This is a genomic window from Streptomyces polyasparticus, from assembly GCF_014493765.1.
Classification (GTDB): domain Bacteria; phylum Actinomycetota; class Actinomycetes; order Streptomycetales; family Streptomycetaceae; genus Streptomyces; species Streptomyces polyasparticus.
In genome coordinates this window covers 1-515 of record NZ_JACTVJ010000171.1, presented here as the reverse complement: position 1 = coordinate 515, position 515 = coordinate 1, and the positions used below count along the sequence as shown (strand labels likewise).

Genomic DNA, 515 nt, shown 5'->3' with positions numbered 1-515 from the left:
GGGCACTTGCGCGAAATGATTTTTCACAAGCGCTGGCAATCCGACCCGATATGCCGGAAGTATTCAATTACTTAGGCATTTACTTAACGCAGGCAGGCAATTTTGATGCTGCCTATGAAGCGTTTGATTCTGTACTTGAGCTTGATCCAACTTACAACTACGCGCACTTGAACCGCGGTATCGCCCTGTATTACGGCGGCCGGGCTAAGTTAGCGCAAGATGATCTGCTGGCGTTTTATCAAGACGATCCCAATGATCCTTTCCGTAGCCTGTGGCTTTATATCGCCGAGCGTAAACTCGACGAGAAGCGGGCGCTTGAAGCACTCAGAGAGCGCTTAAACAAGTCGGATAAAGAGCAATGGGGATGGAACATTGTCGAGTTCTACCTTGGCGACATTAGCGAAAAAGAGCTGATGACTCGTCTGAAGGCAGACGCAACGGATAACACCTCGCTCGCTGAGCATCTCAGTGAAACCAACTTCTATTTAGGTAAGTACTACCTAAGTCTGGGGGAC

Annotated in this window: 1 protein-coding gene; it reads left to right on the top strand. The window is 49.1% G+C overall.

Translation table 11 applies throughout. The features are described 5' to 3' along the window. Positions 1-515 (top strand): lipoprotein NlpI (gene nlpI / locus H9Y04_RS49330; RefSeq protein ID WP_187820197.1); only part of this gene is annotated, 515 nt, incomplete at both ends.